Source organism: Sorangium sp. So ce321, assembly GCF_051530195.1.
In the GTDB taxonomy this organism is placed as follows: Bacteria; Myxococcota_A; Polyangia; order Polyangiales; family Polyangiaceae; genus Sorangium.
Genome location: NZ_CP150329.1, coordinates 14,320,369 through 14,343,167, shown reverse-complemented (window position 1 = coordinate 14,343,167; position 22,799 = coordinate 14,320,369). Strand labels below are relative to the sequence as shown.

The following is a 22,799-nucleotide window of genomic DNA, read 5'->3' as shown; positions in this document are numbered from 1 at the left end:
GATGCGACTTGGTCTTCCCCTGTCAGCAGTTACAGCGATGTGTCTGGCCCTCGCCGCGTGCGGCGACGATGACCCGGCTCCGGAGCCGCAGGACGCGACGTCCGGCACGGGCGGCGGCGGCGGCGGCGGCGGCGGCGGTGATGGTGGCCAGGGCGCCGAGGACGGCCAAGGCGAGGGCGGCGAAGACGGCGCGCCGGAGGGCAAGGCGGACGGCGAGCCCTGCGCGGCCAACGACGAGTGCCTCGGCGGGCTCTGCATGACCGAGGAGACCTTCGGCTGGGCGGGCGGCTACTGCTCCTCGCTCTGCGACCCGGAGCTCGTGCCGTGCGAGGCCGGGTCCGAGTGTCTGCCCCAGGGCAGCTACTCGCTCTGCCTGCGGTCCTGCGAAGAGACGGTCGACTGCGTCGGAACGGGGCAGACCTGTCTCGACATGACCGGGGAAGGCTTGCTGATGTGCGTCGGCGGCTGCGACGCCGACGAGCAGTGCAAGGGCGCCTGCAACGACGACTACGGGTACTGCGTCGCCACCGGCGAGGTCTGCGACAACGCCGCGGACGACGACGAGGACGTCCTGCAGGACTGCGAGGAGCTCGACTGCGCCGCGCAGGGCGCGTGCGCCGAGGGCATCACCGCGGCGTGCACGGGGGCGGTCGACGTGTCCGAGGGAGGGACGTTCTCGGGCACGACGGAGGGCGGAACCAAGCTGTTCGCCTCGATGTGCTCGACCCTCGGCGGCACGTACCCGGCCGGCGTGGGCATGAACGAGCGGGTCTTCGAGTTCGTCGCGCCGGGCAATGGCGTGGTCCAGCTCGCCGCGAGGGCGGTGGAGGAAGGGGTCGAGTTCGACTGGTACCTCCGGAGCGGCTGCGACGACGCGGCGACGCTGATCGGCTGTCTCGTCTCGTTCGGCCCGGACAGCGCTCCCCTGGAGCTCCCCGTCGAGGCCGGCGACACCTACTTCGTCTTCATCGAGGGCACGGGCGAGGCGGACGTGGAGTACACGTTCGACGTGTCCTTCGCGGAGCAGCGCTGCGGCGATGGGGTGCGCGTCGGCACGGAGGAGTGCGACGACGCCAACGCCGCGAACGACGACCTGTGCACGGACGAGTGCCTGGTGAACCCGGAGGCCGTGTGCGCGAGCGCCGTGCCGACCACCGGAGAAGAGACGGCGGGGGACGCGTCCGAGGGCACGCAAGGCTTCACGGGCTCGTGCGGGGGCGACGGCGGGGAGCTCGTGTATGAGTACACCCCCACGGCGAGCGGCGAGGTGACGATCGCCGCGGCCCCGCAGGGCGGTGCGGATGTCGTCCTCTACGCGCGGACCGGCTGCGCGGACAGGGAGAGCGAGCTCGCGTGCGCGGATGACCCGTTCGAGTCCGATTTCACCGAGTCGATCACGGTGTCGGTGACCGCGGGAGAGCCGATCACCATCTTCGTCGACAGCTATGACAGCGCCTCTTCGGGGCCGTTCAGGCTGATGATCACCCCGGCGGAGTGACCTGCTGACCGGCGAGGGCGCCCCGGAGCGGGGGCGTCCTCGCGTCCCGCCGCCTCGCTTCCGAGGCCTCGCCGGCGCGCGACGCTCGGCGCTGGCAGAAGCGCGAGCCGGCCGTCCGGGAGGCTCCGCCTCCGGACAGCCGGGAGTCGCCGCCGGCGCTGCAGGTCAGCGCGGCTGCGGGGCCTCCTTGACCATGCTGGGCAGGTCGATCACCCGCAGATCCATCGTCGTGACCTCGTCGGGCTTCACCCGCAGGCCGGCCCCGATGCTGGTCGACTCGACGTTGATGATATAGGCGCCGGGCGGGAGCCCGGACACGCGGTACGAGCCGTCCTCCGCGGTGACAGGGTAGTACATGCCGATCGCGCCTTCGTCCCCGATCGCGGTGGCCAGCATGAGGCGAGCCCCGGGGAGCGGCTTGTCGCCCACCGTGACGCGACCGCGGATCTCCCCTGTGCTCCGAGGCGCAAGGGTGATGTCCTGCTGCGTACGCTTCCCCTCCTGGATCTCGGCGCCTGCGAGCATCACCTGCTCACCTCGCCGCATCATGACGCGGATGATGCCGGGCGGGACCTGCTCGAACTCGAAGCGCCCCTCCTCGTCGCTCACCGTGTTCACGAAGCCGATCGGCCGGTGCATCAGCGTGAGCCGGGCGCCCGCCACGGGCTTGCCGTCGGCGTCGCGCGCCACGCCGGAGAGGCTGCCGCCGGGCGACATCACGAGCTTCACCGGCGCGAGGCTGTCGCAGCTCGAGACCTCGACCTCGATCGAGCTCACGGCGTTGCTCCCGTCGTAGCCGCGGACGGCGACCGTGCCCTTCGGCACGTGCGGCAGGCTGAACGAGCCGTCGTCCTCGGTCTGCGCCTGGGCGGCGGCCTCCATGGCGACGTTGCTCATCTCCCCGGCGGCGAGCAGCGACTCGGCGTCGACGTACACGCCCGGCAGCGGAGCGCCGGACGAGTCCACGGCGCGCCCCGTCAGGATGCACCCCTTGGTGAGGGTCAGCTCCATCTTCTCGACGTCCCCGGCGCGCACGGTGGTCATCGGAGAGAACGTGGGCGCGAACTCCGCCGCCGTCACCCTGACGACGATGTCCCAGGAGGGCAGCTGATCGACGCGGAAGGAGCCGTCCGCGCTCTCGAACGTGCGAGAGAACAGGGGCGGTGTCGCAGGGGTCTCCGCCGTCACGACCGAGAGGACGTCGATGGCGAAGCGCCGCACGGGCTCGCCCCGCTCGTCCAGCACGCGCCCCTCGATGACGCCGCTCTTCGGCAGCACGAGGCTCACCGCCTCGCCGAGGTGCGCCGTGGTCGACGTGCTCCCGTACCCCTCGGCGCTCGCGTTCAGCTGATAGGTGCCGTCCGGGAGCTTGAGCTCGAAGCTCCCGCTCTCGTCGCTCTTCACGGAGCCCACCGTCGAGAGCACGTTGCCCGCGACCTCGAAGGTCGACGCGACGACCGTCACGCCCGCGATGGTGTTCCCGTCCATGCCATAGACACGACCGCTGATCGTGGGCCGCGTCTCCGGCCTCGCCGCGGGCACGCCGCGAAGGAGCGCCCTGTTGCGGTAGCGGGTGGGCTTCTCCTCCGCTCCGGCGGCCGGGGCCCTCGCGCCGAAGGCCCGCTCTTCTCTCGGACGGAGATAGAGGAAGAGCACGACGCCGGCGACGGCCACCAGGAGCAGTCCGAGGGCCACCCATGAAAGCCGGCGCGAGCGTTTCCGTTGCGAGGTAATCGGTTGCATCATTGTTCCTCCAGACAAATGGACCTGGCGAGAGCTCCGTGGCTGGGCGCTCGGTGGAAAAAAGAGAGGGGGCTGCCGGCAGCCGCCGGCGCCCCCTCCTCCTCCACGCGACGCGACCGGCGAGCGCCTCCCCGTCCTGCCCGGGGCCTGCATTGTGGGCTTTCTGCAGGGAGGCTCTCGCCGATCGGTCGAGCGCTGGGCGTCGTCCTGTCGCCGGTTGGAGACCGGTCTCAGCGACGCAGCCGCATCAGGGGTGCGTCGTCGGAGTCATCGTGAAGCTATAGGCCATCGACAGCACGGAGCCATACTGGAACACGCCCTTGATCACGGCGTTCGTGCCGTCCTGCATCGCGCTCATGCGGGCCACGCGCTTCTTCTGCTGCCGCGAATCGAAGCCCCAGTTATCGTAGGCAGGATCGATGGTGAGGGTCGCGTCCGCCGGGTACAACGCGCGGTACTCGCAGTCCTGATCGTACGACGTCAGCTCCTCGTGAACGAGCATGTTGGCGCACGACGGGAGCCCCGCCTCGTTGCACCACTTGACCGCGCAAGCACAAGTGTCATTGAAAAGACTGGCGCCCTGCTCGAGCCAGGTGAAGGCAACCTGACCGACAGGCAGCTTCCTCAGACCAGTGTTGAGCACGACCTTGTAGCCCACACCCTCAGGGAGAGCCATGGCGCTGCCCGAGACCGACATCACAGCAGCAAAAGCGAGCGCCCAACGAGCAATCTTCTTCATGAGAAATACCTCCGAGGAATCGAATCTGTGGTGAAATTACGTTGCAGATACCTATCCAGATCGTCACCCAAGGGATCCATGCCCCGGAGCCTGCGCCAGGAGAGCGGTGGCCCGGCGGGCGCGACGCGCGTCGTCGTCGGCCCGTCATGGTCACGCTCCCGGAGGAACCCGCCCCGAGGTCATGCCGCGAACAACAGGAGACTATTCTCCCCGCGGATTCACGCAAGCACTTTTGATTGGCAATCCTCGTGTCGAAAACACGACTCACATAGAACCAGGGAGAATACCGGCACTCCTCGACAATGGACTCATGCCCTCTGCCTTGAACGCACCCCATGGGCTCCCACATCCAGCCGAAGTATCACGCACCCACGCCGCGAGAGGCGCTGTGCGGCGACGCTGCGAAGAGCGGTCCAGGCCTGGAGTGGTCGGGCGAGCGCCAGCGCGGGCGCACGAGGCGCGCGCGAGGAAGGAACGCAGGGATTTCACGTCGCCGCCGGTGCGCGATGAGCGGATGAGCCTTGTGGGTCCTGGCCCCTCATGTGACGCCGGTGAGCACCGCGGAGCCACGCCGCAGGGCGGCGCCGCGGAGCGCGGCAGTCTTGCGATGATGGGATATCGAGACATCGAGTCATGGCGCGGCGCCGGGTTCGTCCCGGTCTCCCGGCGGCGCCCGGAGCGGGCGCGCCGCATGCCGGCTGGACGTGGCGCGGCGGCGCCGGCGGCGCGCGGCTCAGCGGATCGTGACGGCCAGTCGGTAGTCGAAGAGGGCCGCCGAGCCCCTGGCGCCGGACGAGGCGCGGACCCGGAGGAAGTACGTTCCCGCCGGGAGCGCGTGCGCGCCGGGGTGGCGCGGGACGTCCCCGGTACCGTCGAGGAGCGAGCAGCTCCCACGACCGCCGTCGTCGTCGTCCGCGATGAGCGAGCCCTCCCCGTCGAGCAGCGACAGCCGGCTGTCCACGTCGAGCGACTCGCACGCTTCCGCGCCGCCGCCGCCCTCGACGATCTCCGCGCGGATCGACCGGCCCTCCGGGAGGTCCACGGCGTAGAGGTCGAAATCATCGGTGGTCCGCGCGCCGGCGATGAACACATCGGAGCCGACTGGCCCGTTCGCCGTGGCGATGTGGCCATTGGGCTCCTCCTCGACCCCCGCTGTCCCCGCCGGCGCGAGGATCTTCGCCTGGAGGAGGTAGATCGGTATCGCCACGCCACCTTCGCGCGCCGCGACCTCGACGTCGTGGTCGCCGGCCGGGAGGCCGACGACCAGCGCCGAGCAGCCGCTGATGCCGCCCGCGTACGCGGCGTCGGAGAGCCCCTCGTCCGTCGCGACCGGCTCCCCCGCGGCGTCGAGCACGCGGAGCGTCGTGGCGATGCCTCCCTCGCAGCCCGCGGCGGTGCCGTCCAGGACCTCGAGGCGCACGACCGAGGCGACAGGCAGGCTCACGCGGAAGACGTCCCTGTCGCCGCCCGCGGCGATGCTCGCCGCGACGAGGGCGTCGCCCGCGATCAAGAGCTCGCTCGCGCCGGCCTGCGCGCGGGTGTCGTTGGGCTCGATCTCCGCGGTCACCGCCTCGAGCTGGCAGACGGCGCTGCACCCGTCGCCGCCTGCGACGTTGCCGTCGTCGCACCCCTCCGGCGCGTCGCTGAAGCCGTCGCCGCAGACCGGGAGCCTGTCGCAGCCCGCCGTGCAGCGCGCGCCGCCATCACACTCCTCCGCGCCCTCCCTCACGCCGTTGCCGCACGAGGCGTCGAGCGAGACGCGCAGCGTGTAGCGCGCGGCCGGCAGCTCGGGAAAGCCGCGCACGTGGACATAATACGTCCCCGGCTCCAGGTGGCGCGCCGCGGCGCCGCCGGGGCTCGCCGGGTCGATGAGCGAGCAGGCGTTGGCGCCGCCGTCGTCGTCGGAAGCGAGCACGGTCGCCCCGTCCGCCGCCAGGAGAGAGAGGGCCGTGTCGACGCCCTCCGCGCACCGCTCGGGGCCGCTCGAGTCGAAGGTCTCGAGCCGGAGGTCGGACACCGTCGCGAGCCGCAGGGCGAAGACATCGTCGACGTCGCCCTCGGGATCGAGCGCGCCGGACACCAGCGCTCCTGGCCCCAGGGCGCCGTTCGCGTCGGCCTCGGCAGGGGTCGAGTTGGGCTCGATCTCGGCCGTCACGCCCTCGAGCTGACATGCGGCGTCGCAGCCGTCCCCGCCTTCGGCGTTGCCGTCGTCGCAGCGCTCGGGGTCGTCGATGAAGCCATCGCCGCACGCCGGGACGCGCTGGCACGCCGCCCCGCACCCCGCGCCGCCGTCGCACTCCTCGTGGCCCTCGACGATGCCGTCGCCGCAGAGGGTCGTTGTCCGCGCGCGCAGGGTGTATCCGGCGATGGCGGAGCCGCCGTACTCCTCGACGCGCACGTAGTAGACGCCCGGCGCGGCGATGGCGGCCTGGACGAGCGAGCACCTCTCCTCGCCGCCGTCGTCGTCCTCGCCGATCACGGCGCCATCGGGCGCGAGGAGCTGTATCACCGTGTCGACGTCGCGGCAGGAGGTCGGACCGGACGCGTCGAACGTCTCGACCTCGAGGTCGGCCACGCCGGCGACGTCGACGGCGAAGTAGTCGACGTCGCCCGCCGGCGAGATCGACGCGGAGAACAGCGCGCCCGGCGCGGTCGCCTGCCCCGCGGTGGCCTGGTCCAGCGCGTCGTTCGGCTCGACTTCCGGGAGCGTCCCCTCGAGCTCGCACGCGGCGCTGCAGCCGTCTCCGGCCTCGGTGCCGCCGTCGTCGCACGTCTCCGGGTCGTCGACGGCGCCGTCGCCGCATATCGCGATCCGCGCGCAGTCCGGAGAGCACTGCTCGCCGCCGTCGCACGCCTCGCCGCCCTCGACCACGCCGTCGCCGCACAGCGCGGTGAACACGACGAGGAGGTCGTACCCGGGGATCGTGGCGTCGTTGCTGAACTCCTCGACGGTCACGTAATACGTGCCTGGCTGGAGCTGGGTCGCCCAGGGGGCGATGCTCGCGTCGATGAGCGAGCAGGCCTCGGGGCCGCTGTCATCGTCGCTCGCCAGCGCCGTCTCGCCGTCCACGTCGAGCAGCTGGATGAACGTGTCGACGCCCTGGAGGCAATCGCTCAGGCTCCCGGGGCTGAACGTGGCGAGCTGGATCTCCGCGAGGCGCGGCACCTCGAAGGCGAAGACGTCGACGTCGCCGAGCGGCTCGATCGCCCCCGAGACGAGCTCGTTCGGCCGGAGCGCGCCGCGCTCGTCGGCCTCGGCCGCGGTGCTGTTCGGCTCGACCTCGGGCAGCGGGGTGTCCAGCTCGCACGCGGCGCTGCAGCCGTCGCCGCCGGTCGTGTTCCCGTCGTCGCAGAGCTCCGGGTCCTCCAGCGCGCCGTCGCCGCACACAGCGGTGTCCAGGGTGAGCGAGAGCGTGTAATCGAACGCCGCGGGCTCCGCTGCTGGGGAGACCTGGACGCTCACGAAGTACTCACCTGCGCTCAGCTTGTCGAGCACCAGGTAAGAACAGTAGTTGTCGTCGGCGATGTCATCGTGCGCCTCGATGGTCGCGAGGGATCCATCGAAGATCGTCACATACGTATCGACGCCGAGGGAGCTGCACGTCGTGCCCAGCGGGCCGTCGAGCGTCTGTGCCCTGAGCCGCGCGACAGCCCCGTCGGGGACGGTGACGGAGAACACGTCCACGTCGGCCTCGGGATCGATGAAGGCGCGGATCCGACCGTCGGGCGCGATGGCGAAAGCGTCGTTGGCCGACGCGAAATCGTCGTTCGGCTCGACCTCACACCCGGGCTCCACCTGACATGCGCGCGAGCAGCAATCGCCGTCCTCGTCGCCGCCGTCATCGCACGCCTCCCGGCCGCCGAGCGCGCCATCGCCGCACCCCGCCGTGCACGTGCTCGGCGCTCCGGCGCAGGCGAACCCGGGCTCGATCGCGCAGCCCGGATCGCACCCGTCGCCGGCCTCCCGATTCCCGTCGTCGCAGGCCTCGGCGGGCGCCGCGATGGCCCCGTCTCCGCACTCGCCGCCGTCTCCGCCGCTGCCGCCGTCTCCGCCGCTGCCGCCGTCTCCGCCGCTACCGCCGTCTCCGCCGCTGCCGCCGTCTCCGCCGCTACCGCCGTCTCCGCCCTCACCGCCACCGCCGTGGGCCCCGGGGACAGGGGGATCATCGATCTTGCTGCGATCGACGGTGACGAGGAGCTCACACCCGAGCAGGGCCGGAGCCGCCAGGCCGAAGAGCAACGGGAGCGCGGTCCTGGGAGGGAAAATCATGAGTTCTCGGGCCTCTGCTCGGCGCCATCACGGCAGAGAAGCCGAAGCCGCCTCCGGCGCCGCGGGCGCAGCAGACCGAACCTCCACCGTCGCGTCAAGGGACGACGCGCGAGCGCCGCACCTCAATATGTGACGGCGACCGCCTTACCTACGTAGTCGTCGCTGTCGATCTGGGTGATCATGAAATGCGCGGTGTCCTCGCGCGAGATCGTGGGACCGGCGAAGAAATAGCCCCCCAGCGGCAGGTGCTCGACGCTGGCGCGGTACTCCTTGCTGAGCCTCCCGTCCGTGAGCTTGGGCGGCCGGACGATGGTCCACGCCACATCGCTCTGACGAACGGCCTCTTCCATGCGCTGCATGTCGGAGTACCTGTTGCGGAGCAGCGGCTTGACCACGAAGCGGACCCAGAGCGCGCTCTGCTGATCGTCGACGCCCGCCGAGGTGACGGCGATCAGGCGGCGGACGCCGTGCTCCTTCATCGCGCGGAGGACGTTGGCGATGCCCTCGGAATAGACGCGCGTCGGGCCGAGGCCGCGCGACCCGAGGGCGGAGAGCACCGCGTCGTGGCCGGCGACGGCCCGCGACACCTGCTCGGCATCCATGATGTCGCCGCGGAGCGCCCGCAGCCGCTCGTGGTGCGGAACAGGAATGGCGGCCGGATCGCGCGCGAACGCCGAGACCTCGTGGCCAGCTTCCAGGGCCTGACGGACCAACGCGGCGCCCGTGCCCCCGGTCGACCCCAAGATCAGCAATCTGCTCATGTGCCCCGAGCCTAACCGGTCTGCCGCGGCGGGTTCAACACGCGCGTCGTGACGCACCGCAGAGCCGCGGTGTAGCGCGCCCGCCGCGTACGCGAGCCCGGGATGTCGACAGGACGACACCGGGCGGTCCCCGACTCACCTTTACGTGAGTTTACGGGAGCCCCCTGAAGTCGTTCCGGCTGTGATGGTCCGCGACGCCCCGGACGTCGCCGGAGCGGACGCCGGCCTCATCCCTGGTGATCTGCTGGAGACGCGGGCGAGCGGCGCCCCGTTCAGGCGCCGAGCCGCAGCCACGCGGCCACGCCGTGGTGATCCGAGCCGGAGAACGGCGCCCGCTCGCAGCGCGTGATCGTCCAGCCGTCCCCGGGCTGGACGAAGACATAATCGATGCGGCGCAGCGGCAGGCCCGCCGGCCACGTGCCGCCAGCCTTGCCGGGGTGCGTCTGCGTCCAGGCGTCGAGCCAGCGCGCGTCTCCGGCGCTCGCCTGGAGATAACAGACCGCCTCCTCGCTCGGGAGCGCGTTGAAGTCGCCCATCAGCACGGCGCCGAGGCTCCGCGACTTCTGCCGCTCGCGCGCGGCGAAGCTCACGAGCTCGCGCACGGTGCGCGCCCGCGCGCGCTTCGACAGCGAGAGGTGCGTGACGAGCACGTCGATCACCGCCCCCGCGTGACGGATCGCCGCGCGCAGGACGACGCGCTGGCTGTCGCGCTCGAACGGGTCCTCGCGATCGAGCGTGAGCGCCTCCACGGAGTGGTCGAGCACCTCGATGTCCTCCCTGCAGAGCAGCGCGACCCCCTCGCACTCGCCGCTCGCCGCGACCCGCCCCGGCGCGAACCAGGCGCGGTATCCGCCGGCGAGCCGCGAGAGCTCACCGGCCTGGCCGAGGTCGCCGCTCGCGGCCAGCGCGTGCACCTCCTGGAGCCCGATGATGCCGGGCCGCAGGTCGCCGATGAGGCGGGCGAGCATCGTCCGGCGCCGCTCCCACAGGGCGACTCCACCCCAGATGTTCTGGGTCAAGATAACGAGGTCGCGATCTTGGCTCAAATGCCTCCTCCTCGGGCGTCAGTCCGGGGATGTCTTAATCAACCCGTCGAGGAGGCTCAAGGCCCCATGAGCGAGCGAGTCAACCGCCTTGTCGGGGAGCGACCGCTCCGCGAGCGTGGCCCGGGTCACCGGCCGCGAGTCCGCCCGGTCCTTCGAGAACAGGTCGGCCACCCGGGCCACGAACGCCGGATCGAACACGAACAGGTTCACCTCGTTGACGGCGCTCAGGCTGCTCGGGTTCGCGTTGAACGTGCCAATCGTGCACCACGCGCGGTCGACCAGCGCGAACTTCGAGTGCAGGACGTCCCGCTGGAACTCGAAGAGCTTGAAGCCGCGATCGAGCCACGCGGCGTGCTCGGCGCGCGCGGCCCGCTGGATGATCGGCAGGTCCGTCTCCTCGGGGAGGATGATCTGGACGTCGACGCCGCGCGCGGCCGCATCGACGAGGTCCTTGAGCATCCCGGCGGGCGGGAAGAAATAGGCGTTCTCGATCCAGATGCGCTCCTGCGCTCGCCGGATCGCCTCGCGGTAGCGGGCGTAGACCCGCGCGTTGTCGTCCGGCGTGTCCGAGACGAGCTCGAGATCCGGGTACTTGCGCCCCGTCGCGTAGTCGCGCAGCCGCTCGCCGCCGCCGTCGGCCTCGCCCCATCGCTGCTCGAAGAGGTGCGCGAAATCGCCGACGCAGGGGCCCTCGACGCGCATACAGACGTCGTGCCACCCCTCGCCTCCGCGCCGCTCCGGGAGCCACTCGTCTCCCCACGCGGCGCCGCCGGTGTAGGCGGCGTCGTCGATCACGATCACGCGCGAGTGATCCCGCGGCAGGAAGCCGCCGCGGCCGAGCGTGACCGCCATCGGGCGGTAGGCGCGGACCTCGACGCCGCGGCGCCGGAGCTCGTCGAAGAACGGGGTGTCGGTCTCGTTCGAGCCGAGCGGGTCGTAGAGCAGCCGCGCCCGCGCGCCGCGCGCCGCCGCCCGCCCCATGACATCGGCGAACGAGCGCCCGAGCAGGTCGTCGCGGTAGATGTACGTCTCGATGTCGACGCGCCGCTGCGCGCGCTCGACGTCGCCGAAGATCGAGCCAAGCACCGCCTCCATGCCGGGCAGCAGGGTGAGCGCGTGGTGCGCGGTCACGATCGGGCCGATGGGCGTCGACGCGTCGTCGCCCGCGGCCGCGCCATCAAGCGGAGGGACGCCCGGCACAGGCGTGCTGCGCCCGTCGTCGACGGGGCCATGCAGCCGGCGGTCACGGAAGATCATCGCCGCAGTGTGGAGGATGCGCGGTGGAAGGCGAGCGCCGCCGGATGCGCCGCGCCGCGCGGGGCGCGGCGAGGGCAGGCGGGCTGGGCGCGATCAGTTGCGCGAGAGCGGACCCTCGCCGGCCTGGGCGCCGCCCTTCATCTCGTGCGAGTTGGGATCGTACTTCGAGGTGCACTTGGCCATCACGAGGCTCGCCTCGAAGTTGCCGTCCTGCGTGAGCGTGCCCTCGACGGTCACCTGGACGCCGCCGCTCGGGACGTCGCGGAACGTGTCGGGGATGACGCACTGGGGGTAGCGCACGGGCAGCTCGGCCTGCGTGCCGTGGATCTGGAAGCGGTACTCGCAAGGGCTGTCGCGCTTGGCCAGCGTGCCGGGCACGAGCTCGCCCTCGACGCGGACCTTGCGGCCGGTGAGCTTGTCCTTCGAGGCGAGCAGCTGATCGACGGGCGTCGCGTAGACGGCGGCTTCCTTGAAGCCGACGAGGAAGAGCGCCACGAGCGCGCCCACCATGACGAGCAGCGTCGCGAGCAGGCCGATGCTGCGCGTGCGCGGCTTCGGCTGCGAGCTCGCCGCGGCCGGCTTCACGACCGCCGGGGTCTCCTGCTGCTCTGCGTGAGACAGCGCCTGGGCCAACTCTTCATCCAGCTTCTTGCTCATCGTGGAACCTTCAGGCACAGGCTAGCCCGCGCTCCACGGCCGGTCGAGCGCCACCTGCTCCGCCCGGGCCCGGCAGGCGGCGCGCCCGCGGGCTCGGACAGCCCTACCGGACTTGTCCCTCGCGAGCGTACTGCACGAACCGGCGCGCCTGCTCGCGGAGGGTCGAGACGCCAGCGGAGTCGGGGGAGGTGAAGAGCACGCGGAGCCCGTCCGCCGCCTCGACGACCCGGCCGCGCGCGCCCGTGCGGGCCATGTCGAACAGGCGGCAGCGCGTGACGACGTCGTTCGTCGGCTGCTGCCCCGTCCGCCCGAGCGTGTGGAGGTGCGCTTCGAGCTCGCGAGCGAGCGTCTCCAGCGACGTCGCGCTGGCGCCGGGGGTCGGCGTCATGACGATCTGCACGCCGCCCGGGATGTCCTCCGCGCTGACGCTCGTCGACGCCGAGATCTGCTGGCAGAGCTCGTGTTCGTCCACATCGTCCGCCGTGCCCTGGCGCGTCCGCCCTTCCTCCGTGGGGCTGCTGCCGCTCTCGCCCGAGCCCGGCACCGGCGCGCGCCCCGGTGCGTCGGCCGGCGGCTGCTCCTCGGTGTCGTACGGCACCTCGGACTCGAACGTCGGCGTCCTGCCGATCGGCTGGGCCGGCCGCCGCTCCCCGCCGCACCCGGAGGCGAGCGCGAGGAGCGCGAGGGATCCCAGAGTTACGTGCATGCGGTGAATCGACGCGTTCATGAGGGCCTCCTGGAGCTTCTCGGCCCTCCCGGGCTGCAGCCGCCGTGCCCGCGGGCGCGGCCCCCACGACGATCGGGGCCCGTACATACCGGCACCGCGGTGCACGCTCCGCCGCGCCGCCGCGTGAGCCCTCGCGACGATCGCGGGCCCATCTGCGCTAGGCTCGGCCGCCGCCCCCCTCGCCGCGCCGCGAGGGACGGCAGCGCGTGCGAAAATGCGTCGTCCCCGATCGTCCCTCTCCGTGATCTCCGCGCTGCTCGTGCCGCTCGCCTGCGGCGCGGGCGCTTGCTCCGGCCGCCCGATGACGTCACCGCCCACGCCTGCCGGCACGGCGGCGCGCGCCCCCGGCCGCGGGCTGGACGCGGCCCAGGCGACGTCGCTCACGCTCGACGCCGCCGCCTCGACGCCCGGCGACGCGGCGCAAGCCGGGCGCACGCCGCTCGGCGCGCCGCAGGTCGAGCCGCTGCCGTTCTCTATCGAGCCCTCGCTCGACGGCCGCGCGGTGCTGTTCGTCTCCAAGCTCTCGTCGGATCGGGTCGGCTGGGTCAGGCGCCTCGACGCGGCGACAGGCGAGCTCGGGCCGCCGCTCCAGCTCGTCGACGAGGACCTGGCCGGCGCGCTCTCCTCGGCCGGCGGGAGCACCACGCTGCTCACCTCGCAGGGCGACGAGCTCTGCGCGACGGCATTCCTGCCCGGCGAGACGTCGGCCGCGTCCCGCGCCTGCGCGAAGGCCCGCGCGCACGCGATGGCGGCCGTGGGCGAGCGCGTCGCGCTGCTCGAGCTCGAGCTCGCCGACCCCGCGAAGCGCGACAAGGCGGCCGCGGCGGCGCAGCACGCCGCGCGCGAGCGCGCCGCCGCGAAGCCGGCCCGCAAGGCGGCAGCGGCGAAGCGGACCGGAAAGACCGCCGGCGCGCGCGTCAAGGCGACCGAGAAGAAGCGCGACAAGCGCGGCGCGGACCGCGGGCGCGACGGCCGGCCGAGGAAGAGCGCGCGCCCGGCATCGCGGCCGAAGCGGCCGGATCCGCTGCCCGAGGTCGAGGTGCGGATCCGCTGGTTCTCGCCCGCCGAGGGGATCGCTGCCGCGTCGTCCCCCACCGGCCTGCGCTTCCGGCCGCCGCTCGACGGCATGGCGCTGATCGACGCCGGCGCGAGGCCGGGCGCGATCGACCTGCTCTACTACGCGGCGAGCGCGAGGCCCCCGACGAAGAAGGCGAGCACGCCGTGGCTCGGGAGCGCGCAGATCGCCTTCGCCTCGCTCGGGGAGGACGGCAAGCTCGATCCGGGCCGGCGCGCCGTCGTCGTCGAGGAGGATCTCGAGTACGGCGCGCTGCGCGGTCACCTGGATCCGCGCCTCGTGACGGCGAGCGCGGGCTCGGCGGTCGTCGACGTGACCGGCCGCAACGGGGCCTGCCAGGCGGCGCGCGTCGCGCCCGCGCTCCAGCGGCTCGGCGCCGGCGCCGCCCCGCGGGCGGTCTGCGCCGTGGACCCGGCGCGCCTCGCGGACGCGACCCCGCTCGCGCCGTCCGAGATCGCCGCGCTCGAGCGCATCGCCGCGAGCGGCGCCCGACGCGCCGCGGGGCAGCCGGCGTACGACCCGGGGCTCGCCGCGTGGGCGGGCGATCGCGCGTACTTCCAGACGACCTCCGGCGAGCTGTTCTCGGCCTCGCGCGCCGACGGAGCGCCGCGCCGCGAGCCGGACCCGTTCCCGGCGCGGCGCGCGCGCGTCGCGTGGGGCGCGCTCGCGGCCGACGGCGAGGGGCTCGCCTTCGCCGCGGGGCAGCTCTACCGGATCGACGCGCGCGGGCAGGTCGCCGCGGCGGCGGCGCCGGAAGGCCCCGGCGCCGCGCCGGCCGGTGACGCCGGCGGCGGCGCGCCGGGCACGCCGATCGGCGAGCCGGAGCGCCCCGCGGACCGGCGGCGCGCCGCGCGGATCGGGGCGTCCTGGTGGCTCGCGAGGACCGACGTGGTGCGGCTCCTGCCGGGGCCGCTCGCGGTGCCCGCGCTGCGGGGGCGCGCGCACGAGGGCAGCACGGCGCTCGTCGGGGGCCGCGAGCGGGGGCTCTTCCTCGAGGTGCTCGGCGGCCGGCTCCAGATCACCGGGATCGACGCCTCGGGCGCGCTCACCAGGCCGGGCGCGCTCACCAGGCCGGGCGCGCCTGCGCAGGCGGCGCCCGGCGCCGGCGCGGCGGCAGGGGCGCCGCCCGCCGTCGCGTTCGCGTCGCCGGTGCGCGCGGGGTTCGACGCGTGCGAGCGCCGCGGCGGCGGGGCCATCGTCGCCGGCGTGAGCGCCGGTGATCCTGCCAGGGTCGTCGCGCTCTCGGTCGACGCGCTCGGCCGGCCCGGGGCGGCGCGCGCGACCTCGCTGCCGCTCGCCGAGGGCGACCTCGCGGTGCGGCTCATCGCCCTGCCCGAGGGGGGCGCGCTGCTCAGCGACGCGGGCCGGCGCCACGTCGTCTGGCTCGACGACGACGGCGCGGAGCTCGCGTCGCAGCCGTGGCCGGCGGACGACACCGGCGCGCTCTGCGTCGACGGGCAGCCCGCGCGGCGCACCGTCCCGGCCCCCTCGCCCGGGGCCTTCGTGACCGTCCCGGAGCTCGCGGCGCCCGGCGCCTGCACGGTGGGCGACGTCGTCTGGGCCACCGACGGCAGCCTGCGCTGGTTCGGCAGCGCGGTGAGCGGGCTCGACGCGCAGGCCGAGGCGGGCGTCGCGCGCCCCGCGCCGCCCGCGAGCGCGGTCGCGGCGGTGCGCCCGGCCGCGGCGGCGCCCTCGGAGGCGGTCGCCCCCGCGCTGGCGGGCGCGCCCGCGTGCCCCTCGGACATGGTCGCCGTCGAAGGCGGCCGCTTCTGCATCGATCGCTTCGAGGCGATGCTCGTCGACGGCGCCACCGGACGGGCGCTGTCGCCCGACTACCCGTCGACCCCGAACCTCCTCGAGCTCACGCTCGCCGAGTGGTCGACCGGACGGCGACGGACCGGCGACGTCCACGCGCGCGCCTTCCCGCTGCCGCTGCTCCCCGGCTGGCAGCGCGGGCGGGCGATCGCCGCCCTGGCGCGCTCCCGGCCCGGGGTGCGGCCGAGCGGCTACGTGACCGGCCTCGTCGCCGAGAGCGCCTGCGCCGCGGCCGGCAAGCGGCTGTGCTCGGTCGAGGAGTTCGTCACCGCGTGTCGCGGCGAGGACGACACGCTGTATCCGTACGGCGACACGTTCGAGGAGGGCGCGTGCAATGTCTTCCGGGCAGGGCACCCGGCGGCCCAGCTCCACGGCAACGCGTCGATTGGCCACCTGGATCCCCGGCTCAACCGCGTGCGCGTCGCCGGAGAGCCCCTGCTCCGCGAGACGGGCGGGAGCCCCCGGTGCAGGAGCCGCTGGGGCAGCGACGCGGTTCACGACCTCGTGGGCAACCTGGATGAGTGGGTGAACGAGCCGGGCGGCGCGTTCGCTGGCGGCTTCTACTCGCGCTCGACCCGCGCGGGCTGCGAGGCGCTCGTCACGGCCCACCCGAGGAGCTACCTCGACTACTCGACCGGCGTCCGCTGCTGCCAGGACGGGCCCGCCCCGGCGGCGCCAGCTTCGGGGACAGACATCGATTCGCCGCCGGACGCGCCGGCCGGCTCAGCGCCGCGGCCGCCCGGGCTGCTGCCGGACCAGGCCGGTCACGGCGAGGGCAGCGGAGAGGATGAGGAGCGCGTCGATCCAGCGGGCAGCGGGCAGCACACCGAAGGCGGCGAGCAGCCACATCAGCAGCGTCACTAGCACCGCGCTCCAGAGCACGACATCGGTCCAGCGCTTCATGCGTCCCCTTTCGAGAGCGTTCACGCAGGAATGAAGCGAATCGCATGCCACGCCGTCGCGGGCGCGCGCGTCCGCGTGCTACGTTGGGCAGTGATGAGCGTGTCATCCTCCGCCATGGAAAGCGACCTGGAGAACCCGACGGAAGAGCACCGGATGCTGCGGCAAATGGTGCGCGATTTCGCCCGCGAGGTCGTCGAGCCGCAGGCCGACGAGCACGACCGGACCGCCACCCTCAACGTCCCCTTGATGCAGCGGCTGGGCGAGCTCGGCCTGCTTGGCGTGACCGTCCCCTCGGAGTACGGGGGCGCGGGCATGGACGCGCTCGCCGCCGTGATCGTCCACCACGAGCTCGCGAAGAGCGATCCCGGGTTCACCCTCGCGTATCTCGCCCATGCGATGCTGTTCGTGAACAACTTCTTTCACGCCGGCAACGACGAGCAGCGCGCGCGCTACCTGCCGAAGGTGCTCTCCGGCGAGTGGATCGGCGCGATGGGTATGACCGAGCCCACGAGCGGAACAGACGTCCTCGGCATGAAGACGTTCGCCCGGCGCGACGGGGACAGGTACATCCTGAAAGGGCGTAAGGCGCTCATCACCAACGCCCCCGAGGCCAGGATCTTCCTTGTCTATGCGACCATCGAGGACAGGATCACGACCTTCGTGGTGGAGCGGGGCTTCCCCGGGTTCTCGACCGACGAGAAGACGCCGAAGATGGGAATGCGGGGAAGCACGATGAGCGAGCTCATCTTCGATGATTGCGTCGTGCCCGCCCGGAACGTCCTGGGCCAGGAGGGGGGCGGGATCCGCAACATGATGAGGAACCTGGAGCTCGAGCGCCTCACCCTGGCCGCCATGAGCCTCGGGATCGCGGATCGCTGTATGGACATCATGATCCAGTACGCCGGAGAGCGGCGGAGCTTCGGCAAGCCCATCGCCGAGCACGGGCAGATCCAGCGTTACATCGCGGAGAGCTACGCCAAGACCGAGGCGACGCGCGCCCTCATCTACTCGGTGGCGCGCAACGTCAGCCCCGAGCGGCGCAACCGGCTCGGGACGGACGCGGCCAAGCTCTTTGCCGCGCCCGTCGGCAAGGAGGTGGCCGACAACGCCATGCAGGTGCTCGGCGGCTGGGGTTACTGCACCGAGTACAAGGTGGAGCGGTTCTTCCGGGACGCCAAGCTGCTCGAGATCGGCGGCGGCACGCTCGAGTCGCACCAGAAGAACATCACGCGGGAGCTGATCGGCCGCATGGGCTGATCTCTCCGCCCTACCGGACCTGCTCGCCAGGATCGGCGCGCGTGTGTCGGTGACGGATCGCCCGATGAAGGGCGGCGACACGAGAAAATCCCGAGTCCGGTAGGGAGCTTCTGCCCGGGGCCTCGGGGCGTGAGGAGGCCTGTCACGCCTCGGTTGCGGAAAGGCAGCGCTGGGTTTGCGGTCCGGCCATCGGGACGCCACGCGCCTCCGTCACCATCGCCATCCATGGATTGGGGAGATCTGGCGACGGTCGCGCCGACGGCGCTTTCATCCATCATCTACGCGACGCTTCAGGCCTCCTTCCACTGGAGGTTCACGCGGCACCGCCTGAGGGCGCCGCGGGGCGAGCCGAGCCCGCTCGGCGCGACCCCGGTCGTCAGCATCCTCAAGCCCGTGGCGGGCGTCGATGATGAGCTCGCCAGCAATCTGGAGTCGTTCGCCCACCTCGATTATCCCTGTTACGAGCTCGTCTTCGGCGTCGCCTCGCACGAGGACCCGGCGGTGCCGGTGATCCAGGCCTTCATCGCGGCGCACCCCGGGGTGAGGGCGCGGCTGTGCTTGACGGATCCGGGCGAGGCGCTGAATCCGAAGGTGGCGCAGCTCCTCGAGCTCGCGCGCAGGGCGGAGGGCAGCGTCTTCGTCATCTCGGACGCCAACGTGCGTGTCCGCCCGGACTATCTCCGTTCCCTGCTGTCGATCCTGATGCGGCCCGGCGTGGGGCTCGTCTCGAGCGTGGTCGTGGGCACGGGGGAGCGCACGCTCGGCGCGGTGGTCGAGAACGCGCAGCTCGGGTCGTTCATCGCGCCCGGGGTCGTCGCCGCGGCCGAGCTCGCAGGGCGATCGATCAGCGTGGGCAAATCGATGGCGATGCGGCGGATCGACCTGGAGCGGGTGGGAGGGTTCGAGAGCGTGGCCAGCGTGCTGGCGGAGGACGACATGCTCGGGCAGCGCTTCAGCGCGTGCGGGTTCGTGGTCGACCTCTGCCTGGATCCGATCGAGAACCGCAACACGAGCTGCTCGCTCATGCGGACGCTGGATCGGCACACCCGCTGGGCGAAGATGCGGCGCGCGCTGGTCCCCCGCTGCTTCGCGGTGGAGCCGTTCAACTCGCCGCTGCTCATCGCCTGGCTGACGCTGCTGCTCAGCCCGACGCGCCTCGCGCTGGAGGTCTGGCTGTTCGCCTGGACGCTGCAGAGCCTGGGGACCTTCCTGGCCTTGAGGGCGCTGCGGCCGGCGCGCTCCAACCTGTTGCTCGTGGCCGCGGAGCCGCTCCGCACGCTGTGCTGGTTCTTCTGCTGGCTGAACGCCTACTCGAACCGGCGGGTCGCCTGGCGGGGAAACGCTTTCTACATCGGGGCCCGGTCGGAGCTGGTGGCGGCGGACGAGCCGTCTTCCGTGCGATCGGCTGCCAGGTAGTGGGCGCGGACGGAGAGGCGGATTCAGAGGTGAACTGACACGATGCCGATGGCGGCGCCGGCCAGGATGAGCCAGAGCGAGCTCACGCGGTAACGGACGAGCAGGAGCGTTGCCATGATGGCCAGAGCGCAGGTGAGCCAGTCGACCAGCGCCGCCCGGGCGAGGCGGTAGGAGACGACGGCCATCAGCGCGAGCGATGCCGCGTTCACGCCGTCGAGAAAGGCCGAGGCAACGACGGAGCGGCGGACGCGGGGGATCAGCGGGCCGCTCAGGGCGACGAAGAAGAACGCCGGGAGGAAGATCCCCACCGTGGCGACCGCAGCGCCCGGGAGGCGGCCCAGCAGATAGCCGATGAACGTCGCCGTCGTGAAGACAGGGCCGGGCGTCACCTGGCCGACCGCCACCGCGTCGAGCAGCTGCGCCTCGGTCATCCATCGATACCGCTCGACGAGATCGGCGCGGAGAAACGCGAGGAGCACATAACCGCTCCCGAAGAGGACCGAGCCGACCTTGAGGAAGAACAGGAACAGCGGCAGGAGACCGAACGGCACGCCCGCCGCGGCAGCCGCTGCGGCGCCGCCGGCGAGCGGGACGGCGACGGCCGCCGCGCCAGGAGAGGGGCCCCCAGGGCGCGCCGCCGCCAGCCGATGCGCGACGGCGAGCGCGCCGGCGCCGGCCAGGACCGCGAGCTCGTGGACGCCGAGCAGGCTCGCGGCCGCGCAGAGCGCCGCCAGGGCGAGCGCGAGCTTCGAGCGCAGGCCCGTGCGGCCGAGCCCCCAGAGCGCCTGGACCACCACCGCGATGATCACCGGCTTCACCCCGTAAAGGAGCGCTGACATCTCCGGCACGGCGCCGAACCGCACATAGGCCCACGCAAACCCGAGCGTGATCAGCGCCGCCGGGACGATGAAGCAGCCGCCCGCCACGAGCAGCCCTGCCCAGCCGGCCCGGCGGTGCCCGATGTGGATCGCGAGCTCGGTCGAGCTGGGCCCCGGGATCAGGTTCGTCGCGCCGTAGAGATCGAGGAAGTCCTCGCGCGTCATCCAGCCGCGACGGCGGACCACCTCGTCCTCCATCATGGCCACGTGCGCCGCCGGGCCGCCGAAGGCCGTGGCGCCCAGCCGCAGAAAGAGGCGCGCGAGCTCCCAGAGCGCCGCGCCGCGCGCCTGCCCCGGCGCCCCGACGCCCTCGCTGGCGAGGCCTTCACCCATGAGCGTTCCTCCGCCGAAAGCGAGGCTCGCCGGTCCTCCAGCGAGCCGCCCGGGGGAGGCCCCACGGCGGCTCCTGGGCACCGGCCGCTCGTCAGTCGATCGGGGGCTCCGGGATCTCCGGCGGGACGAGGAAGAACACCTTGCGGGTGCTGAGCGTGGTCACGCTGTCGCCGGTGACCACGATGTTCGCGGTGAACACCTGCGGCTCGGTCGTCGGCGGCACCGAGACGTTGATCTTCGGGATCACGTCGAAGCAGACCGTGGGCCCCGGGAAGACGTTGGTGAAGGTGTCCGCCACGGCGTCGAGGTTCTTGTCGATGACCCTGAGCCCGGAGGTGCAGGGCTCCGGCGCCAGGTTGTTCGCGATGATCTTGTCGACGAACGCGCTCACGGCGTCGATCGCGTCGCTCTCGTCGTCCTCCGCCGCCGCCGAGATGTCGAGGGTGACGTAGGTCGTGAGCACCTTGATGGCCTGCACGACAGCCAGGTTCAGGCCGGCGCCGCTGCTGGCGACCAGGAACACGAGCGGGCACTTGCCGTTGGCCGCCGTCACGCCCCTGCCGTTCTCGCCGGTGCAGCACTGGCCGACCGCGCACCGCGGCGGGCGCATGCCCTCCGGCCCCCACGCCGTCGGCGGGACCACCGAGCCGGTCGCCAGCGCGCCGGCCGTGAGATCGGCCTTGGCCTCACTCCCGTCCTCGATGTCCGTCACCATGCCGATCAGGCGACCGCCCAGGCCGGTCACCGCGTTCAGCGCCTGCGTGTGGCTCGGCGACGACAGCCCCGAGTAGTTGTTCCCCGGGATCGTCCCGTTATGGCTCGGCACGTCGGTGATCATCACCACGATGGGCAGCGAGCCGGAGCGGAAGCCGACGCCGCCGATCGTCCCCACCGACTCGCCCGCCGGGATCGCGCCCGGCGGCGCGTTCACCGGGTCGAACGCAGGCACCTCGGAGTTCCCCTCGGTCGTGCCCAGCCCCTTGGCGACCTGATAAAGAGCCTCCCAGCCGCTCTCCGGCGAGTCGTTGCCGCCCGAGGCCCGGAGGGAGTCCACGGCGTCCTGCACCGAATCCCGCCCTTCCGGCGTGGCGACGCTCATCACCCGGTGCTCCAGGAAGAAGGGCTGGTCGGCGGAGTCGCCGTACGGACTCTTCGGGAAGTCCTTGTAGTGAGTCACCCCGATCCCGATGCTCGGGATCTCCTCGGCGAGCTGATCGATCATCTCCTGGAGCGCGTGCTGCAGGTTCGAGATCGATCCGCTCATCGAGCCCGTGGTGTCCATCGCGAACACCACGTCGGCCTGCGAGATGTTGGTCGAGAAGTCGAGCGTGTCCTGCGCGGGGGCCGGATCGGCCCGATAAGGCACGATGAACACGAAGTCGCCGTTGGCCTGCGGGTTATCCAGGTCGTCGTTCGGGTTCGTGCCGGCGGCGAGCTCGATGAGGTCGCTCACGCCGTCCTCATCCGTGTCCTCGCTGGCGGTGCTGGACTCGCCCGGGTCGAGCACGCCGTCGCAATTCACGTCCTCGAGCTGGTCGAGCAGCCCGTCGTTGTCGCTGTCCAGATCGAAGAAATCGCCCCCGCCGTCCACGTCGCTGTCGATGGGCGGTAGATCGGGCTCCCCGTCACCCCGCTCGACGGAGTCGGGCCGGCAATCGTCGTCCGAATCGAGGTCGCGGAACGCCGGGATCCCGTCGCCGTCGGCGTCGAGATCGCGCTCGAACCGATCCAGGATGCCGTCATCATCCGAATCGGTGTCGCGGTAGTCGGGCCGTCTGTCATCGTCGGAGTTGATCGGGTCGGACACGTCCGGGCCCAGCTCCGACTTGTCGGAGAGGCCGTCGCCGTCGTCGTCGAGATCCGCGTAGTCGGGCAACGTGTCGTCGTCGAGATCGTCGTCGCCTTCCTCCCCGTCCGGGATCTCGTTCCCATCGGAGTCCTCGTCGCGGAGATCAGGCACCCCGTCGTCGTCGCTGTCCGGCAGCGCCGTTTGCCCGGGTCGGATGGCGCCCTCGACCTTGTCGGACAGCCCATCGCCGTCGGAGTCGGAGTCCTCGAAATCGAGCTCGCCGTCGCCGTCGGTGTCGATCGCGTCGGCGCGCCCCTCGTCCTCGTCGCTGATGCCGTCGCCGTCCGTGTCCACGATCGTCGGCCCCGCGTCGACCGGCGGCGGCGGCGACGGCTGGGTGTTCGACGCGGCGTTGCAGCCGATCGGCACCGAGAGCAAAAGGGAGTAGAGCAGAGGGCGAAGACTGCGACGCATAGGAACTCCTGCGCGAATGTGGGTAACGAGATGCTAGACGCTTCGCGCAATCCGGATCAACCGACATTCCATGAGCGGCGCTGGCTCTCCACCCGCTCTACGGATGGCTCCGCACACATCGCCGCCGACCGGCGGCGCGCGAGTCTCTGCAGCGACCGCCG

General features: G+C 72.2%; 14 protein-coding genes. 4 read left to right on the top strand and 10 right to left on the bottom strand.

What is annotated here, in order from left to right; genetic code table 11:
- Nucleotide 1 precedes the first annotated feature (1 nt).
- A complete protein-coding gene (locus WME89_RS53295; protein ID WP_438007144.1) occupies nt 2-1,498 on the top strand; it encodes a hypothetical protein in 1,497 nt (498 codons plus the stop codon).
- Between the two features lie 165 nt (nt 1,499-1,663).
- Here the strand turns inward: WME89_RS53295 and WME89_RS53290 are convergent, their stop codons facing one another.
- From WME89_RS53290 to WME89_RS53255, 8 genes are all read right to left on the bottom strand, one after another.
- The gene (locus WME89_RS53290; RefSeq protein ID WP_438007143.1) at nt 1,664-3,193 is read right to left on the bottom strand and encodes an MSCRAMM family protein; all 1,530 of its coding nucleotides are present in this window, start codon (nt 3,191-3,193) and stop codon (nt 1,664-1,666) included.
- Nucleotides 3,194-3,488: 295 nt separating this feature from the next.
- Nucleotides 3,489-3,980, bottom strand: a complete 492-nt coding sequence (locus tag WME89_RS53285; protein WP_438007142.1) for a hypothetical protein — start codon at nt 3,978-3,980, stop codon at nt 3,489-3,491.
- Nucleotides 3,981-4,713: 733 nt separating this feature from the next.
- Entirely contained in the window at nt 4,714-8,250 is a 3,537-nt protein-coding gene (locus WME89_RS53280) for a pre-peptidase C-terminal domain-containing protein (RefSeq protein WP_438007141.1), read from the bottom strand.
- 122 nt (nt 8,251-8,372) lie between these two features.
- The gene (locus WME89_RS53275; protein ID WP_438007140.1) at nt 8,373-9,011 is read right to left on the bottom strand and encodes an NAD(P)-dependent oxidoreductase; all 639 of its coding nucleotides are present in this window, start codon (nt 9,009-9,011) and stop codon (nt 8,373-8,375) included.
- A 272-nt stretch (nt 9,012-9,283) separates the two neighbouring features.
- A complete protein-coding gene (locus WME89_RS53270) occupies nt 9,284-10,057 on the bottom strand; it encodes an endonuclease/exonuclease/phosphatase family protein (protein ID WP_438007139.1) in 774 nt (257 codons plus the stop codon).
- 18 nt (nt 10,058-10,075) lie between these two features.
- Nucleotides 10,076-11,314 carry a phospholipase D-like domain-containing protein gene (locus WME89_RS53265; RefSeq protein ID WP_438007138.1) on the bottom strand — a complete coding sequence of 413 codons (1,239 nt, stop codon included), beginning with the start codon at nt 11,312-11,314 and terminating at the stop codon, nt 10,076-10,078.
- 93 nt (nt 11,315-11,407) lie between these two features.
- Complete coding sequence (locus WME89_RS53260; RefSeq protein WP_437622674.1) at nt 11,408-11,971, bottom strand: cytochrome c maturation protein CcmE; 564 nt, start codon at nt 11,969-11,971, stop codon at nt 11,408-11,410.
- A 103-nt stretch (nt 11,972-12,074) separates the two neighbouring features.
- On the bottom strand, nt 12,075-12,698 hold the full coding sequence (locus WME89_RS53255; protein WP_438007137.1) for a hypothetical protein: 624 nt from the start codon (nt 12,696-12,698) through the stop codon (nt 12,075-12,077).
- A gap of 214 nt (nt 12,699-12,912) precedes the next feature.
- Here WME89_RS53255 and WME89_RS53250 point away from each other — a divergent pair, with 214 nt between their 5' ends.
- The 3 genes from WME89_RS53250 to WME89_RS53240 all read left to right on the top strand — a co-directional run bounded on the left by WME89_RS53250 (nt 12,913) and on the right by WME89_RS53240 (nt 19,164).
- Nucleotides 12,913-16,452 (top strand): hypothetical protein, encoded by a 3,540-nt coding sequence (locus tag WME89_RS53250; RefSeq protein ID WP_438007136.1) that lies wholly within the window; start codon nt 12,913-12,915, stop codon nt 16,450-16,452.
- A 132-nt stretch (nt 16,453-16,584) separates the two neighbouring features.
- Nucleotides 16,585-17,748, top strand: a complete 1,164-nt coding sequence (locus WME89_RS53245) for an acyl-CoA dehydrogenase family protein (RefSeq protein WP_438007135.1) — start codon at nt 16,585-16,587, stop codon at nt 17,746-17,748.
- Nucleotides 17,749-17,973: 225 nt separating this feature from the next.
- Nucleotides 17,974-19,164 carry a glycosyltransferase gene (locus WME89_RS53240; RefSeq protein ID WP_438007134.1) on the top strand — a complete coding sequence of 397 codons (1,191 nt, stop codon included), beginning with the start codon at nt 17,974-17,976 and terminating at the stop codon, nt 19,162-19,164.
- Nucleotides 19,165-19,187: 23 nt separating this feature from the next.
- Here the strand turns inward: WME89_RS53240 and chrA are convergent, their stop codons facing one another.
- The gene (gene chrA, locus WME89_RS53235) at nt 19,188-20,375 is read right to left on the bottom strand and encodes a chromate efflux transporter (protein ID WP_438007133.1); all 1,188 of its coding nucleotides are present in this window, start codon (nt 20,373-20,375) and stop codon (nt 19,188-19,190) included.
- Between the two features lie 91 nt (nt 20,376-20,466).
- A complete protein-coding gene (locus tag WME89_RS53230; protein ID WP_438007132.1) occupies nt 20,467-22,638 on the bottom strand; it encodes a VWA domain-containing protein in 2,172 nt (723 codons plus the stop codon).
- Nucleotides 22,639-22,799 lie beyond the last annotated feature (161 nt).